Annotated in this window: 12 protein-coding genes; 11 read left to right on the top strand and 1 reads right to left on the bottom strand. The window is 44.2% G+C overall.

Annotated elements, in window-relative coordinates; all coding sequences use genetic code 11:
• Positions 1 to 207 precede the first annotated feature (207 nt).
• The 10 genes from J6I68_RS07115 (at position 208) to J6I68_RS07070 (ending at position 13,002) form a co-directional block, all read left to right on the top strand.
• Complete coding sequence (locus J6I68_RS07115) at positions 208 to 1,179, top strand: polysaccharide deacetylase family protein (protein WP_292218932.1); 972 nt, start codon at positions 208 to 210, stop codon at positions 1,177 to 1,179.
• Positions 1,180 to 1,210: 31 nt separating this feature from the next.
• Complete coding sequence (locus tag J6I68_RS07110; protein ID WP_292218930.1) at positions 1,211 to 2,155, top strand: polymer-forming cytoskeletal protein; 945 nt, start codon at positions 1,211 to 1,213, stop codon at positions 2,153 to 2,155.
• 18 nt (positions 2,156 to 2,173) lie between these two features.
• Positions 2,174 to 2,869, top strand: coding sequence for a UMP kinase (gene pyrH, locus J6I68_RS07105; RefSeq protein WP_292218927.1), 696 nt, complete (start codon positions 2,174 to 2,176; stop codon positions 2,867 to 2,869).
• Positions 2,870 to 2,890: 21 nt separating this feature from the next.
• The gene (gene frr, locus J6I68_RS07100; protein WP_292218924.1) at positions 2,891 to 3,442 is read left to right on the top strand and encodes a ribosome recycling factor; all 552 of its coding nucleotides are present in this window, start codon (positions 2,891 to 2,893) and stop codon (positions 3,440 to 3,442) included.
• A 21-nt stretch (positions 3,443 to 3,463) separates the two neighbouring features.
• Positions 3,464 to 4,189: an isoprenyl transferase gene (locus J6I68_RS07095; protein WP_292218923.1), complete on the top strand. Its 726-nt coding sequence runs from the start codon at positions 3,464 to 3,466 to the stop codon at positions 4,187 to 4,189.
• A 77-nt stretch (positions 4,190 to 4,266) separates the two neighbouring features.
• Entirely contained in the window at positions 4,267 to 5,088 is an 822-nt protein-coding gene (locus J6I68_RS07090; RefSeq protein ID WP_292218922.1) for a phosphatidate cytidylyltransferase, read from the top strand.
• Between the two features lie 24 nt (positions 5,089 to 5,112).
• A complete protein-coding gene (locus J6I68_RS07085; protein ID WP_292218919.1) occupies positions 5,113 to 6,261 on the top strand; it encodes a 1-deoxy-D-xylulose-5-phosphate reductoisomerase in 1,149 nt (382 codons plus the stop codon).
• A gap of 32 nt (positions 6,262 to 6,293) precedes the next feature.
• Positions 6,294 to 7,346 (top strand): RIP metalloprotease RseP, encoded by a 1,053-nt coding sequence (gene rseP, locus J6I68_RS07080; RefSeq protein WP_292218917.1) that lies wholly within the window; start codon positions 6,294 to 6,296, stop codon positions 7,344 to 7,346.
• 18 nt (positions 7,347 to 7,364) lie between these two features.
• Positions 7,365 to 8,423 carry a flavodoxin-dependent (E)-4-hydroxy-3-methylbut-2-enyl-diphosphate synthase gene (gene ispG, locus J6I68_RS07075; protein ID WP_292218915.1) on the top strand — a complete coding sequence of 353 codons (1,059 nt, stop codon included), beginning with the start codon at positions 7,365 to 7,367 and terminating at the stop codon, positions 8,421 to 8,423.
• 34 nt (positions 8,424 to 8,457) lie between these two features.
• On the top strand, positions 8,458 to 13,002 hold the full coding sequence (locus J6I68_RS07070) for a PolC-type DNA polymerase III (RefSeq protein ID WP_292218912.1): 4,545 nt from the start codon (positions 8,458 to 8,460) through the stop codon (positions 13,000 to 13,002).
• A 60-nt stretch (positions 13,003 to 13,062) separates the two neighbouring features.
• Here J6I68_RS07070 and J6I68_RS07065 read toward each other — a convergent pair whose 3' ends face one another.
• Complete coding sequence (locus J6I68_RS07065) at positions 13,063 to 13,476, bottom strand: PepSY domain-containing protein (protein WP_292218910.1); 414 nt, start codon at positions 13,474 to 13,476, stop codon at positions 13,063 to 13,065.
• Positions 13,477 to 13,737: 261 nt separating this feature from the next.
• Here J6I68_RS07065 and J6I68_RS07060 point away from each other — a divergent pair.
• Positions 13,738 to 13,917, top strand: a 180-nt coding sequence (locus tag J6I68_RS07060; protein WP_292218908.1) for an ArsR/SmtB family transcription factor, incomplete at its 3' end; no start/stop codon positions are given.

Genomic DNA, 13,917 nt, shown 5'->3' with positions numbered 1-13,917 from the left:
TATTTTGCAGTTCTGTATAAAGAGACCTATTCACATCATGTCACCATTCCAAAGCAGCCCACAAGATACGACTATAAGCTCTATGTTGCGAACCTCATTGCGGATGAGATAATGCGCGTTATTCAATAGAAAAACTCCTTTTTGAGATTAGTTTTATATGCTATACTATAGCTTGGTTAATAATATTAGAAAGAGATAAATATTGTAATGGGATCGGGTAATAAAGAGAAAGTTCAGTACAGTAAACGTATCCGATATTTGCGCAGGCTTATACTTACCAGCGTAGCTGCAGCCTGTCTTATCCCAATATGTATATGTGTTATTCTTGCTGTCAGATATGACAGATTGAATTCTAAGTATGAGCAGGCCAGGGCAGATCTTGATTGGTACAGACAGCGCTTTGGCAACGAAAAGGATATTCTAGCTTTAGAGGATACTGATGAGACACCATCTGAAGGTGGCGAGGACAGTAGTGCCAGTGCTTTTGAGTCCATGGATGTGGACTATGCCACAGTTGATGTCAGCGGTGCTCAGAATCCTGAAGATATAGAAGGAACCAGGTATGTATACCTGACCTTTGATGATGGCCCCAGCATATACACAGACGAGATACTAGACATTTTGGCAGAGTATGATGTAAAGGCCACATTTTTTGTGTGTGGCAAGCCGGATGCCAAGTATACAGATAGTTACAAGAGAATAGTTGACGAGGGTCACACCCTTGGAATGCACTCTTACAGCCACAAGTACAGTGACATCTACTCTTCGGTGGATGCTTTTTCTGAGGATCTTAAGAAACTTAAGCATTTTCTTTTTGACACCACAGATGTACTGCCTAGGTACTACAGGTTCCCTGGAGGAAGTTCCAACAAGGTAACCAAGGTGGATATCCATGAACTTATGGATGTTTTAGAAGCTGATGGAGTAACCTACTTTGACTGGAATGTCTCAGCAGGAGATGACAGAGCTGGAGCCACCAAGGACACTATTTACAACAACATAGTCGGGAATATTCCCAAGTTCAAGCATTGTATTGTTCTTATGCATGATGCAGCAGACAAAAAGAGCACAGTAGAAGCATTGCCAGAAGTCATAGAGGCGATCCAGGCTATGGATGACACAGTGATAGTACCGATAACTGACGATACGTTACCGGTTCAACATATCAACAATAATTAAAAGAAAAAAAGATTGAATGGAGGATATCAAGATGGGATTTTTTTCTGAGCTCAAGAGCGACCTCTCTCAGGCTGTGAACACACTTATGCCTGAAGATAAGCCAGAAGCAGAAGGTCTTGATAACAAGGCAACTGAAACCAAAGAGCCAGTAGACATCGACAGCATGCTTAACCGCCTGGATGATATCAAGCTGGAAGACACCGCAGATAAGGCAGAAGATAACGTTAATAAAAAACTTGACGAGGCAGTAGAGGAGACTCCTGCAAAGGTAGAAGAGCCGGTAGCAGAGGAGCCTGTCAAGGAGCCAGAAAAGACTGCTTCTGAGGAAGATGTTCTTGAAGAGAAGATCGAAGAGCAGACAATGGAGGAAATCGCTGTTTCTGAGCCTAAGAATGCTCTTGAAGCAATAAACCCAGCTCACATCGACAAGTATGTAGCTGACAAGAATGCAGAAACAGAAATGATAACTAAGAAAAATGGGGGAATAGATATTATGGATTTCGAAAATCAGACACCTACAGATGAGGTAGCCAGCATTACTGAAGGAATGATCGTCAAGGGCGATATTGCAACAACAGGTTCTCTTGACCTTGTTGGTAAGATCACAGGTAACATCAAGTGCCTTGGCAAGCTCAATGTGACTGGTGAGATCACAGGCGATTCAGATGCAGCTGAGATCTATGCTGAGTCAGCAAGGATCACAGGTGAAGTTAAAAGTAAGGGCAGCGTTAAGGTTGGCCAGAGCACAGTTATTGTTGGTAACATCTTTGGATCAAGCGCAGTTATCGCAGGTGCTGTAAAGGGAGATATCGACGTTCACGGACCAGTTGTTCTTGATACAACAGCTATCGTAATGGGTAACATCAAGTCTCAGTCAGTACAGATCAACAATGGTGCTGTTATCGAAGGTATGTGCTCACAGGCTTATGCTGATGTTAATCCTTCAGAGTTCTTTGAGGGACTTAAGAATAAATAATTTAACCATGGAGACCATATGAGAATATTATTAAAGCTCAGCGGAGAAGCTCTTGCCGGTGAAAAGAAGACAGGCTTTGATGAGGAGACAGTTAGAAAAGTTGCACTTCAGGTAAAGAAGCTCGTTGACGACGGCGTACAGGTTGGTATCGTCATTGGAGGCGGCAATTTCTGGAGAGGACGCAGCAGTGAAAACATTGATAGAGTTAAGGCTGACCAGATCGGTATGCTGGCTACTATCATGAACTGCATCTATGTTTCTGAAATATTCAGAAGCGCCCACATGATGACCAACATCCTTACTCCATTTGAGTGTGGATCATTTACAAAGCTCTTTTCCAAAGACAGAGCTAACAAGTACTTTGAAAAGAATATGGTTGTATTCTTTGCAGGCGGCACAGGACATCCTTACTTCTCCACTGATACAGGTGTTGTGCTAAGAGCCATTGAGGTAGAGGCTGATTATATCCTTCTTGCCAAGGCAATTGACGGGGTTTATGATTCTGATCCTGCAGTTAATCCGGCAGCTAAGAGATATGACACTATCTCAATAGACGATGTTATCAGTCAGAACCTTCAAGTTGTTGATATGACAGCATCAATCCTTGCAAGGGACAACAAGGTTCCAATGAGAGTATTTGCTCTTGCGGAAGAGAACAGTATTGTCAAGGCTGCAAGCGGAGACTTTAACGGTACAACAGTTACTACAAACTAAACCATATGGAGGAACAGGGGTATGAACGAAAGACTTAAAACCTTTAATGACAAAATGCAGAAATCCTATGATTTCCTTACAGAAGACCTTGCATCTATCCGTGCTGGAAGAGCTAACCCTAAGGTGCTTGACAAGATCAAAGTAGATTACTACGGAACACCAACACCAATTCAGCAGGTTGGTAACGTATCAGTTCCAGAGGCAAGGATCATCCAGATCGCTCCTTGGGACAAGAGTCTTATTAAGGATATTGAGAAGGCTATCATGGCATCTGACCTTGGTATCACACCAAGTAATGATGGCGCTGTTATCAGACTTGTATTCCCAGAGCTCACAGAGGAGCGCAGAAAACAGCTCTCCAAGGACATCCGCAAGAAGGGTGAGGATGCCAAGGTTGCTGTAAGAAACGTTCGTCGTGACGGCAATGATTCCTTCAAGAAGCTTAAGGGAACTGAGGTATCAGAGGATGAGATCGAAGATCTTAACGACGAGCTTCAGAAGATCACTGACAAGTTTATCAAGGACATTGATAAGGCTATAGAAGATAAGACAAAAGAGATAATGACAGTTTGATCTGCCATTAGTGGTGAAGTTATGGAAGAAAATCTTAATATTCCTGCACATGTAGCTATCATTTTGGATGGCAACGGAAGATGGGCAAAACAAAAAGGTATGCCCAGAAACTACGGACATATGCAGGGAGCAAAAGCTGTAGAGGATATCCTGGTAGATGCCAGAGATCTGGGCATCAAGTACCTTACAGTTTATGCATTCTCAACAGAGAACTGGAATCGTCCTGAGGCAGAGGTTTCTGCTCTCATGACGATTTTGCGTAATTACCTTAAAACCAGTATAAAGAAGTCAATGAAGAACAATGTAAGGTGCAGAGTCATCGGGGAAAGAAGTAAGCTTTCTGATGACATTCAGGCTGCTATAGGGGAGCTTGAGGATGCAACAGCAGGTAACACTGGCCTTACTTTTACCATTGCCATCAACTATGGCAGCCGCGATGAGATAAGGCGTGCTGTAAAAAAGATTGCTGATAAGGCGGTAAGTGGTGAGATCGCACCTTCTGACATAACAGAGGAGATGATCTCTAAAAATCTGGATACTGACTTCTTGCCGGATCCTGACCTTCTTATCAGGACCTGCAACGAGCAGAGGATCTCTAATTTCCTTCTGTGGCAGTGTGCATATACTGAGTTTTATTACACTCCTGTGGCATGGCCTGACTTTAATAAGGCAGAGCTTATTAAGGCTGTAGAGTCTTATTCCACAAGAAATCGTAAGTTTGGCGGACTTAAAGAAGGCCAGCAATAATATCAGATCCAATTATGGGTCAAGAGGACAAAAGTGCCTTTTGACCCTCATTATTATTTAAAAGCGAGAACACAAAATTGAAGACCAGAGTTATTAGCGGAATTATAATAGGCGTGGTGTTGGCGGCGGTGCTGATACCAGGAGGGTACCTGCTTTTGGCAGCGCTGCTTGCGGTGTCACTTATAGGCTATTTTGAAATGACGAGGGCCCTGGGAGTTCATATAACAGGGAAAAAGCTAAATGCTCTTGAAGCCTGCGGATATATAGCGACAGTGCTTCATTACATTCAGATGATGCTTGTCAGGGATTACAGATATTTCATTTTTTCTGTGATGTTTGCATTCTTCCTGATAATGGTATGTTACGTTTTAACTTTCCCCAAGTACACTTCACAACAGGCTATATACTGCTTCTTTAGCTTTTTATATGTGCCCATCAACCTTTCATTTATCTATCTTCTGAGGATGAGGCCACTTGGAATTTACTTTGCATGGATCCCATTCATCGCATGGATCTGCGATACCTGTGCTTATTTTGCAGGAAGAGCTTTTGGAAAGCACAAACTGGTTCCAGTCCTTTCTCCCAAAAAGACAATTGAGGGAGCCATCGGCGGAACCCTTGGAGCTATGGCTGTTGGAGCAATCTTTGGATATCTTTTGTACAACAACGTAACTCACAATGTGGGTACTATTTATGTTCTGCTTATAATAACTTTTGCAGGAAGCATCATTTCCCAGCTGGGAGACCTTCTTGCTTCCGGAATAAAAAGAAACCATGACATCAAGGACTATGGTCATATAATCCCCGGCCACGGCGGCATCATGGACCGTTTTGATTCAGTGATATTTGTAACACCATGTATTTATTTCTTGTCAGTTGTTCTGACCAAGATTATGTAATTGTAATTAAAAGGAAATGCATTTATGCGAAAGATAGTACTCTTAGGATCCACAGGATCCATCGGAACCCAGACTCTTGATGTTGTAAGAAACAACAAAGAGGAGCTTACAGTAGTAGGAATCGCTGCCAACAGCAGCGTAGATAAAGTAGAAGAGCAGGTAAGGGAATTTCATCCCATGTATGTTGCCATGTTCGATGAGATGGCAGCAAAAAAACTTCAGGAAAAAATCTCAGACCTTGGAATAAAGGTCCTTTCCGGAATGGAAGGACTTCTTGAAATAGTTTCAGTGCCAGAGGCGGATACAGTTCTTACCGCAGTTGTAGGCATGATCGGTATTCAGCCAACTATTAAGGCAATTGAAGCGGGAAAAGACATTGCTCTTGCCAACAAGGAAACCCTTGTGTGCGCAGGTCACATCATCATGCCACTTGCCAAAGAAAAGGGCGTTTCCATACTGCCTGTTGATTCAGAGCACAGCGCAATTTTCCAGTCTCTAAACGGAGAACCCCGTGGCAAGGTGGAGAAGATTCTTTTGACAGCCAGCGGCGGACCATTCAGGGGCAAGAAGAAATCTGAGCTTGAAAACATGACAGCTGCTGATGCACTTAAGCACCCCAACTGGGACATGGGACCAAAGGTTACCATTGACTCATCATCCCTTGTAAACAAGGGACTTGAAGTCATGGAGGCCAGATGGCTCTTTGACGTATCCCTTGATGACATTGAGGTTGTCGTTCACCCTCAGAGCATTGTCCACAGCGCAGTTCAGTATGTGGACGGCGCAGTAATGGCGCAGCTTGGTGTTCCGGATATGAAGCTTCCGATCCAGTATGCACTCTTTTACCCGGATCGTCGCCCAATGGCGGAAAAGAGACTTGATCTGTTTGAACTTCATAGCCTCACTTTTGAAAGGCCCGATACAGATACTTTCAGAGGTCTTAAGCTTGCATTTGATGCTGCAAGACGTGGCGGCAGCATGCCTACAGTATTTAACGCAGCCAACGAGATGGCAGTTAAGAGATTTTTAAAGGGAGATATCAAATACCTCCAGATTTACGAGATGATAGAAAAAGCTATGGAAAATCACAAGGTTATAGAGAATCCTGGCGTAGAAGAGATCCTTGCGGCAGAGAAGGAGACATACGCTTTCCTTGAAAACCTTGCTCTTTAATAGCTTCAAAATAGAAGGACTTTATTAAGACAATGATAGTTAGTGTACTTATTTTCTTTTTAATATTTGGAATACTGGTCACATCCCACGAGTTTGGCCACTTTATCATAGCCAAGTCAAGTGGCATAAGGGTCAACGAATTCTTTGTTGGAATGGGACCAACTCTCTGGAAAAAGAAAAAGGGAGAGACCCTCTACAGCATCAAGCTCCTTCCAATTGGCGGCGCCTGTGTCTTTGATGGAATGGACCCTGTGGCAGAGGAAAAGGAAGGCTATGATGAGCATTCATTCCTGAACGCACCAGTCTGGAGAAGGATAGCAACTCTTTTTGCAGGACCTTTCGCAAACTTTATTATCGCTTATATCCTTGCTGTTATCCTGGTAAGCTTTGCAGCCTGGGATTTTCCTGTTATCAGCAAGATGACAGAGGATTCAGCAGCTACTGAGGCGGGACTTCTTCCTGGAGATAAGTTTATAAGTATCGACGGCGAAAAGGTTCACATGGCAGGGGAAGTCACCATGATATCCCAGTTTGCTGAAGGAAGCCCCATGGACATTGTCTATGAGAGAGATGGAGAGGTTAAAAGAACAACTCTTATTCCTAAGTATGACGAAGAGGCAGGCAGATACTACATGGGAATCTACCTTGGGGAGTATGGCAGCATTAAAGGCCCTGAGGCTCTTAAATATGCCTGGTATGAGGTTCGCTACTACTTTAAGACCACCTACAGAAGCCTTGCGCTTTTGATAAAAGGTAAGTTAAATAAGGATGACGTTTCAGGACCTGTAGGAATGGTGAAGATAGTGGATGATACCTACGAAGAGGTCAAGCCCTACGGAGTATCTGCTGTGGTACTGACTATGCTGTCTCTTACAGTTCTTTTGTCCGTAAACCTTGGAGTTATGAACCTGTTGCCGCTTCCTGCGCTGGACGGCGGAAGACTGGTATTCCAGTTCATAGAGGTAATTGTAGGAAAGCCAGTTCCACCAGAAAAAGAAGGCTTTGTACACATGGTGGGAATGCTGGCGCTACTGGGACTTATGGTATTTGTTCTGTTCAATGACATAACAAAATTCACCAGATGATTTAGATGAGGATTAAAAATGGCTTATAGAGATAATACTAAGGTTATACATATCGGTGATAGAGTGATCGGCGGCGGAAATCCAGTGCTGATCCAGTCCATGACCAACACCAAGACTGAGGATGTGAAGGCTACAGTTGCCCAGATAAAGCGCCTTGAAGAGGCCGGATGCGAGATCATAAGAAGCACAGTGCCTACATTAGAGGCAGCAAAGGCTATCGCTGAGATCAAAAAACAGATCAGCATCCCCATCGTTGCAGACATCCATTTTGATTACAAGATGGCAATTGCAGCTATGGAAAACGGCGCTGACAAAATAAGGATAAATCCAGGCAACATCGGATCAAAGGACAGGATCGCAGCTGTTGTTTCCTGTGCCAAGGAGAGGAACATTCCTATCAGAGTTGGTGTTAACAGTGGCTCCCTTGAAAAAAATCTTGTGGAGAAGTACGGCGGAGTTACTGCTGAGGGCCTTGTGGAAAGCGCCATTGATAAGATCGGAATAATTGAGGATCTTGGCTATGACAACATGGTTGTCAGCATCAAGTCTTCAAATGTAATGCTCTGCGTCAAGGCTCATGAGCTTTTGGCAGAAAAGTGCCAGTATCCTCTTCATGTGGGAATCACAGAGGCTGGAACAGTTTATGGTGGAAACATCAAGTCCTCAGTAGGTCTTGGGATCATCTTAAATAAAGGCATTGGCGATACCATCAGAGTTTCTTTGTCAGGAGATCCTGTGGAAGAGATCAAGACTGCCAAGACAATTCTTAAGACCCTTGGCATGAGAAAGGGCGGCATCGAAGTTGTTTCCTGTCCAACCTGCGGAAGGACCAACATCGATCTTATCGGACTTGCAAACGCAGTTGAGAACATGGTTCAGGGTTATGACCTTGATATCAAGGTTGCAGTTATGGGATGCGCTGTCAACGGACCTGGGGAGGCCAAGGAGGCAGACATCGGAATTGCAGGAGGGCTCCATGAAGGACTTCTTATCAAGAAGGGCGAAGTGGTAAAAAAGGTCCCGGAAGATCAGCTGCTGCAGACTTTGAAGGATGAGCTGGATTCTTTTGTTAAGTAGTTTTTGTGAAGTTTTGTGAGGAAGCATTAGTTTTATGGGGAAGGCATTTTTCGAAGTTTTTCCAGGTCTACAGCTTGATTCAAAGACAAGCGAGATCATGGAACAGACAAACGTTACAAAAGTCTCTACTACTCGTAAGCAGGACTTTATCAGAATATATATTGAGAGCAACAATCTCATCGACAAGTCAGACATCAGAAGGACAGAGGATGGCATAAAAAAGCAGCTTTTTAAGGATCAGGATATCACCATCAAGATCTACGAGAAGTTTTCCTTATCTGCCCAGTACACACCAGAGAATTTATTAGACCTATACAGAGAGAGCATTGAGCTTGAGCTTAGAGACTATGACCATATGGAGTATAGTCTCTTTCGTTCGGCTTCTTTTTTGTACCCTAATGAGGACAACCTGGTCATAAGGCTTGAGGACAGTGTTGTCGGGAAAAGAAAAGCTCCCGACCTTGTAAGAGTTCTTTCCAAGATCTTCAACGAGAGATGCGGGCTCTCTGTTGTTATCTCCCCTGAATTTGTAGAGGTGGAAAAAGAGGATAAAGAGCCGGATTACAGCCTTGAAGCCGGTAAGATGGCCAGGAAGCTTGAAGACCTTGAAGCCAAGAGCCAGGAAAAGGAAGAGAAGGAAAAAGAAAAGGAAAAGGAAAGCGAAAAAGCTGAAACTGCTCCTGCACAAAAGACCACTAAATTTGAAAACAGGTCACTTCCACAAGGTGCCAAGGGCAAGTCTTTTGGAAAAAAAGAATTTGGCGGACCCAATTACAAAAAGTCAGATAATCCTGATGTTATCTTTGGAAGAGACTTTGACGATGAGGCCATGAAGCTTGTGGACCTTATGGGCGAGCTTGGAGAAGTCACCATCCACGGCAAGATCATAGAGTATGATGAGAGGAATATAAGGAATGAAAAGACTATCCTTATATTTGCTGTCACCGACTTTACTGACTCAATTGCAGTCAAGATGTTTGTAAATACAGAAGATGTCCCGGCCATCACCAAGGACATCAAGATGGGCGCCTTTGTTAAGATCAAGGGTATTGCTGCTGTAGATAAGTTTGACCACGAACTTTCCATACAGTCTGTTGTTGGTGTTAAAAAGATCTCTGACTTTACCGTTAAGCGTAAGGACATGGCAGAGGTTAAGAGAGTTGAACTTCACTGCCATACCAAGATGAGTGATATGGACGGTGTATCAGAGGTCAAGGATATAGTTAAACAGGCCTATAAATGGGGAATGCCAGGTATTGCCATCACAGACCACGGTGTTGTTCAGGCTCTGACAGATGCAAACCACGTCTGGGAGGACCTTTATAAAGAGGAGAATGGCCGCCGCAAAGAGGCAGGAGAGCCTCCTATCGACAGGCAGGATTTCTTTAAACTGATCCTGGGTGTAGAGGCCTATGTAGTAGATGACCTTAAGGAGATCGTTGTAAACGACAAGGGACAGAGCCTTGATGATACTACCTTTGTAGTATTTGATATCGAGACTACAGGTTTTTCACCTATAAAAAACAGGATAATTGAGATTGGCGCTGTAAAGATCAGAAATGGCGAGATCATAGACAGATTTTCAGAGTTCATAAATCCGCAGGTTCCAATTCCTTACAGGATCACCAAGCTCACCAGCATAACTGATGACATGGTAATCGATGCTCCAACAAGGGAAGTAATTATCCCTAAGTTTGTGGAGTTCTGTAAAGGCGCAGTTCTTGTAGGACATAACGTTACCTTTGACATCAGCTTTATCAATCAGAACTGCAAGGAACTAGGTATTGACGTAGATTATACCACAGTAGATACACTGTGGCTTTCAAGATACTTTTTCCCTCTGCAGGCCAAGCACACCCTTGATGCAGTAGCCAAGACCCTTAACATTGTTCTTGAGCATCACCACAGGGCGGTAGATGACGCTGAATGTACAGCCCTTATCTTCAACAAGTTTGTGCCTATGCTCAAAGAACAGGGTGCTTTAGACCTTACTCAGGTCAACATTCTTGGTAAGCCAACCCCTGAGATGATAAGGCATCTTCGTCCTAACCACTGCATAATCCTTGCAAAGAACACCCTTGGAAGGGTCAACCTCTATACGCTTATAAGTAAGTCCCATATTGATTACTTTAGAAGGTTCCCTCTTATCCCTAAGAGTGAGCTTATCAAGTACAGAGAGGGCCTTATCGTTGGAAGTGCCTGCTGCGCAGGCGAACTGTACGGCGCTGTTGTAGAGGGAAGGCCCCCAGAAGAGATCGCAAGGCTTGTGAGCTTCTATGACTATCTGGAGATCCAGCCAGTTGCCAACAACCACTTTATGGTGGACAGCGAGAGGTACGAGGATATCAATAGCGACGATGATATCCGGGAGATCAATAAAGAGATCATCAGGCTTGGGGAACAGTTTAATAAGCCAGTTGTTGCCACCTGCGACGCTCACTTTTTAAATCCTGAGGATGAAATCTACAGGACCATCATCATGGCAGGAAAAGGTATGAACGACGAGGAGCCGGCACCACTCTTTTTAAGAACTACTGTCGAGATGATGGCAGAATTTGATTACCTTGGAGGAGACAAGGCCAGGGAGATCGTTGTGGACAACACCAGGAAGATCCTTGATATGTGCGATTCCATTTCTCCTGTGCGCCCTGATAAATGTGCCCCTGTCATTGAAAACAGTGACGGTATCCTGACCAAGATTTGCTACGACAAGGCCCATGAGATATACGGCGAAGAGCTTCCTGAGATCGTTCAGGAACGTCTTGAAAGAGAGCTTAACTCCATTATCAAAAATGGTTTCGCGGTTATGTATATCATTGCCCAGAAGCTGGTGTGGAAGTCCGTTGAGGATGGATATCTGGTAGGCTCAAGAGGATCAGTAGGATCTTCATTTGTGGCCTTTGCCTCAGGTATTACTGAGGTTAATTCCTTAAGCCCTCACTATGTTTGCCCTCACTGTAAATACAGTGATTTTGATTCGCCGGAGGTTCTGGCCTTTGGCGGTAACTCAGGCTGCGACATGCCTGACAAGAGATGCCCTAAGTGCGGCACCATGATGAACAAGGACGGCTTTGACATTCCTTTCGAGACCTTCCTTGGATTTAAGGGTGATAAAGAGCCTGATATCGACCTTAACTTCTCTGGTGAGTATCAGAGTAAGGCCCACAAGTACACAGAGGTTATCTTTGGCTACGGACAGACCTTCAGGGCAGGAACCATTGCGTCTCTGGCAGACAAGACTGCCTACGGTTTTGTTAAAAAATATTACGACGGCATTGGGGCCAGCAAGAGAAAGTGCGAGATAAACAGGATAGTTCAGGGCTGTACCGGCATAAGGCGTGGAACAGGTCAGCACCCTGGAGGAATCATAGTTCTTCCAGTAGGAGAGGATATCAACTCCTTCTGTCCTGTACAGCACCCGGCCAACGATATGACAACGGCCACAATTACAACCCACTACGACTACCACTCAATTGACCATAACCTGTTAAAGCTTGATATCCTGGGACACGATGATCCCACAATGATAAGATTTTTGCAGGACTGCACAGGTCTTGACCCCAAGATGGTTCCTCTTGATGATAAGAACGTAATGAGCCTGTTCATGAACACAGAGGCTTTAAACGTAACACCTGAGCAGCTTGGAGGCACCAAGCTTGGATGCCTTGGACTTCCTGAGTTTGGTACAGACTTTGCCATGCAGATGGTTATTGATGCAGGGCCATCGTCTCTTTCCCACCTTATAAGGATCTCTGGATTGTCCCATGGTACTGACGTTTGGCTTGGTAACGCCCAGACCCTTATCCAGGAGGGCAAGGCCACCATCGATACCTGTATCTGCTGCCGTGACGATATCATGATCTACCTGATCCAGAAGGGACTTGATAAGTCTGAGTCCTTCAAGATCATGGAGGCTGTTCGTAAGGGTAAGGTTGCCAAGGGCAAGGAATCCAACTGGCCTGAATGGAAAAAAGATATGACTGACCACGGTGTTCCCGACTGGTACATATGGTCCTGCGAAAAGATCAAGTACATGTTCCCTAAGGCCCATGCTGCAGCCTACGTTATGATGGCCTGGAGAATTGCTTACTTTAAGGTATATGTACCACAGGCCTTTTACGCAGCCTGGTTCAGTATAAGGGCCAAGGCCTTCAACTACGAGCACATGTGCCTTGGTGAAAACCATCTTCACGCCATAATGAAGGACTACCAGAGCCGCAAGGATACGCTTTCCAACTCAGAGCAGAACGAGTACGGCGATATGAGGCTTGTGGAGGAGATGTACGAAAGAGGCATAGAGTTTATGCCGATCGACATCTTCAAGGTTAAGAGTAGGGACTTCCAGGTAATTGGTGACAAGATCATGCCTGCTCTTACCAGTATCGATGGTATGGGTGAAAAAGCTGCTGACCAGATTGTGGAAGCAGCCAAGGACGGTTCTTTCCTTAGTAAGGATGACTTCCGCCAGAGAACCAAGTGCCCTCAGGGCGTCATCGACAAGATGGCAGATATGGGGCTTCTTGGAGATATTCCTGACTCCAATCAGATAAGTCTCTTTGACCTTATGAAGGGAATGTAATCTATAGACATAAAAAAGCCAGTGGCGATTTGCCACTGGCTTTTAAATACGCTGTATATCTCATGGAAGAGTGATACTGGATGGAAGAGCACCAGGATTTAAGTAAAATTCCTCATCCTTGTCGGATTCCAGGATTTCTCCTGTAGCTGCATCCAAAGTATATTCATATGCAGTGTTCTCGTGATAGAATGTAAGCTCATATTTTGTCACAGAAATTTTTTCACTTTTATCAGTAGTTTTAGCCTCATCGGCTTTTTCATCCTTATCGGACTTTTTCTCCTCATCTGTGACAGTTTCAACATTCAGGAATATAACCTGTTTTTCTTTAAGGCCTGCATCTTTAAGCACGATCTTTTTAGCCTGAGCCTCTGTGATGATACTGCCTGCAGCCATGGCGGGAACGCACATGACGATCAGCATTGCAAAAGAAATGATCAGAGCACCCAGCGATTTCGAAAAAATAGATTTCCTCATAGACGTCGCCTCCTCTCTATGCAGTTTCCCTACATACATTATACACCTATTTATACGAATGCAAGCGGTTTTTGGGCAAATTTCTTTTCCCAATGCCTGTTACAGATGATAAAAATGAAAAAGTGTTTGTTTTGGGGTTGACAGAGAGGAAAAAGGAGAATATATTAAACATATGAGCAGATGTTCATATGTTTAAATGAGGGAGCGGAATAGATGCTGCAGGGCAGTTACTGCAAGGGGTTCCGCAGAAAGGAGATACAGATGCACAGAGATCTTCCCAATGAAGATGAGCTCTACGACCTGGCTGAACTGTTTAAGGTGTTTGGCGATTCTACAAGGATCCGGATACTGTTCGAGCTCTTTGATGAAGAGATGAACGTTGGTGATATTGCAGATAAGCTCAATATGACCCAGTCAGCGATTTCTCATCAGCTTAAGATA

Source organism: Butyrivibrio sp. (assembly GCF_017940685.1).
In the GTDB taxonomy this organism is placed as follows: Bacteria; Bacillota; Clostridia; order Lachnospirales; family Lachnospiraceae; genus Butyrivibrio.
The sequence above is the reverse complement of the archived record's forward strand: the minus strand, read 5'-3'. Positions and strand labels throughout refer to the sequence as shown.

Coding starts and splice junctions, on each gene's coding strand:
- J6I68_RS07115 (WP_292218932.1), top strand. CDS start 208: ATGGGATCGGGTAATAAAGAGAAAGTTCAGTACAGTAAACGTATCCGA.
- J6I68_RS07110 (WP_292218930.1), top strand. CDS start 1,211: ATGGGATTTTTTTCTGAGCTCAAGAGCGACCTCTCTCAGGCTGTGAAC.
- pyrH (WP_292218927.1), top strand. CDS start 2,174: ATGAGAATATTATTAAAGCTCAGCGGAGAAGCTCTTGCCGGTGAAAAG.
- frr (WP_292218924.1), top strand. CDS start 2,891: ATGAACGAAAGACTTAAAACCTTTAATGACAAAATGCAGAAATCCTAT.
- J6I68_RS07095 (WP_292218923.1), top strand. CDS start 3,464: ATGGAAGAAAATCTTAATATTCCTGCACATGTAGCTATCATTTTGGAT.
- J6I68_RS07085 (WP_292218919.1), top strand. CDS start 5,113: ATGCGAAAGATAGTACTCTTAGGATCCACAGGATCCATCGGAACCCAG.
- rseP (WP_292218917.1), top strand. CDS start 6,294: ATGATAGTTAGTGTACTTATTTTCTTTTTAATATTTGGAATACTGGTC.
- ispG (WP_292218915.1), top strand. CDS start 7,365: ATGGCTTATAGAGATAATACTAAGGTTATACATATCGGTGATAGAGTG.
- J6I68_RS07070 (WP_292218912.1), top strand. CDS start 8,458: ATGGGGAAGGCATTTTTCGAAGTTTTTCCAGGTCTACAGCTTGATTCA.
- J6I68_RS07065 (WP_292218910.1), bottom strand. CDS start 13,476: ATGAGGAAATCTATTTTTTCGAAATCGCTGGGTGCTCTGATCATTTCT.